Raw genomic sequence first — 2,319 nt, forward strand, 5'->3', positions numbered from 1 at the left:
GCTCGTGAGGCTTGACTATACAACACCCAAACAGTTGTTGTATTCAAGATAAATTCAATACGAAAACTTGATTTAGTTAAAATAGTTGCTAAGATACACAACTTAAAACAGACTCAATTTCCAATCCGTTAATAACTCTTTGGTTCGTAAGTAAGGCATACATTATTAAGTAATGTGAATAAGACCCCAAAGCACCACAACAGTTTGCTGGCGACAATAGCAAGAGTGAACCACCTGATCCCTTCCCGAACTCAGAAGTGAAACCTCTTCGCGCTGATGGTAGTGTGGCGTTAGCCATGTGAGAGTAAGTCATCGCCAGCTTTTAAATACTAAATACCCCCTCCGCTTATGCAGAGGGGGTGTTTTTTTTATAAATAGAATAAATGCAATAATAGAAAATCAGTTAACTTTCTTGCTTAATAATATTTTGACTTGCTTTTTTTAAGCTAAAAAGCAGTTGTCCAAGGAGTACGTCTTTACTACTCAGCGTCACGATAATCATTGGATGTTGAGCTGAAGGTACTGAGGTTAAGACAGCTTTACCATTTTCTGCATCTAAAGTAATACTTTGACATCCAATGAGCTGTATTTCTTTAAGAAAAGCACTCACCATTGCTAAAATAGAGCTACTAACAGCGGCTAGTTTGCTTGCATTGTAATGATTTTTTTTAGTGATCGTTGTGAGTTCAAAGCCATCAGTGGAGCAGAGCATAATAAAATCGATTCCGCGCACGTTATTAATAATATCTTGAACTTCATTCTTTGCGTATTGAATAAGCTCAGGAGGGGCAATTCTCCGTTGTTCTTTTAAAGCAAACATGGCTATTACCTCAAATTTAGTTTCAGCTTGTTAGGTTATAATTGACTTCTAATGATGCGATAAGTGATTCGACTATCAATAATATGTGATCAGTTTTACGTGCATCAATAAAAAATAGTGGATAAGAATATTGGTTTTGTTTTAGCCAGTCACGATAGATAGAAAGTGGTTTTTCTTTGTTTTGATCAATATGGGTAATGCCAATAGCAATATTATTGCTTTGGGACTTGAAGCTTTCTAAATAAGCTTCGAGTTCTTCTAAAGGTGCTTCAACTGAGTGATCAATGAGTAAAATGACTCCAATCGCGCCCTCACAAATAACAGTCCAGATGAAATCAAAACGGGTTTGACCTGGTGTTCCGTATAGCCCAATTTTTACGCCATCTTCGAGTGTAATCTCGCCATAATCAATACCTACGGTTGTTTGTTGTTTTTCATGTGCTGCTTGATCAGTGTTGAAAGCTTCTGTAGCCAATACAGGAATTTCCGACAGTGATTTTATAGCTTCGGTTTTACCTGCTCCCATGCTCCCTGCAAAAACAATTTTATATTGCTGTAAGATCATATATCTTCCTTATATTCCAAAGCGGCGGCGCAATTTACCGAAAAATTTGTTTAAAAAACTTTGGTTTTCATCATTTTGAGTACTCAAATGTTGTGAAAATTTACTTTGTGTTGCCGCAATTTCATTTCCATTATCAGATGCAATACAAGCCGCTATAAATTGTTTCACGGTATGAGTTGGTAGGCTAAGCTGTTTTGCGATTTCAGTGAGTTCAGCGCCTTGAATAAAGCATGCACTCAGTCGTAATATATTTTTTTGATTTTTTGTGCTGAAAGGCTGTGGCCAGTAATCTAATTGATAAAATTGGATATCATCTGCCAAAGTGTGTAGTTCGTGAGAATTCCAAACGAGGTTCCATAACCAATTTTCTAACAGATATTCAGACTTGCGTGAAACTTTGACAAAATCAGCGGTCATTGCAAAATCATATTGGAAGCTATGATTAGTCCGGGTGGTGGTTCGAGTCGGCTCTAACCAAGCAATTTGACTTCGTGTATCAATGATTGCCAATGTTCCATGATCATCAAATAAATGTAAACGCGCATTTTGAGGATTGAGCATATGTTTAAAAGTTGACGGTTTTAATATTGAAGGGCTTTGTTGCACAAACCTAGAGCCTATAAGGTTTATTCAGTCCTATAATTTCAAAATGAATAAACCTACTCCTAAAACTTATCGTACAACCAACTGGTCTTCCTATAATCGCGCTCTCATTAATCGGGGCAACATTTCCATTTGGTTTGATCCAAACACTCAGTGGTATGCACAACCACAAAACAAGCAAGGTCGAAATCAAACTTACTCCGATACGGCTATTCAATGCTGTTTAATGATCAAATCTTTATTTAGACTCTCTTTACGCATGGTCACAGGTTTTGTTCAAAGTCTGATTAAACTTTGTGGATTAAATTGGACCGCACCAGATTACAGTACG

Annotated in this window: 3 protein-coding genes, 1 rRNA gene and 1 pseudogene; 2 read left to right on the forward strand and 3 right to left on the reverse strand. The window is 37.0% G+C overall.

The genetic code is table 11. The features are described 5' to 3' along the window. Window positions 1-206 precede the first annotated feature (206 nt). Window positions 207-321, forward strand: a 5S ribosomal RNA gene (gene rrf / locus J500_RS16605). Between the two features lie 82 nt (window positions 322-403). Here rrf and J500_RS16610 read toward each other — a convergent pair. From J500_RS16610 to J500_RS16620, 3 genes and pseudogenes are all read right to left on the reverse strand, one after another. Continuing rightward, window positions 404-820, reverse strand: a complete 417-nt coding sequence (locus tag J500_RS16610; protein ID WP_004995040.1) for a roadblock/LC7 domain-containing protein — start codon at window positions 818-820, stop codon at window positions 404-406. A gap of 22 nt (window positions 821-842) precedes the next feature. Continuing rightward, window positions 843-1,385, reverse strand: coding sequence for a GTP-binding protein (locus J500_RS16615; protein WP_004995039.1), 543 nt, complete (start codon window positions 1,383-1,385; stop codon window positions 843-845). A gap of 9 nt (window positions 1,386-1,394) precedes the next feature. After that, window positions 1,395-1,946: pseudogene (locus J500_RS16620) on the reverse strand (hypothetical protein); the annotation flags it as partial. A gap of 88 nt (window positions 1,947-2,034) precedes the next feature. Here J500_RS16620 and J500_RS16625 point away from each other — a divergent pair. Further along, the coding region (locus J500_RS16625) for an IS5/IS1182 family transposase (protein ID WP_017394661.1) at window positions 2,035-2,319 on the forward strand (285 nt) is incomplete at its 3' end.

It is taken from the genome of Acinetobacter sp. 479375 (assembly GCF_000581715.1).
Classification (GTDB): domain Bacteria; phylum Pseudomonadota; class Gammaproteobacteria; order Pseudomonadales; family Moraxellaceae; genus Acinetobacter; species Acinetobacter ursingii.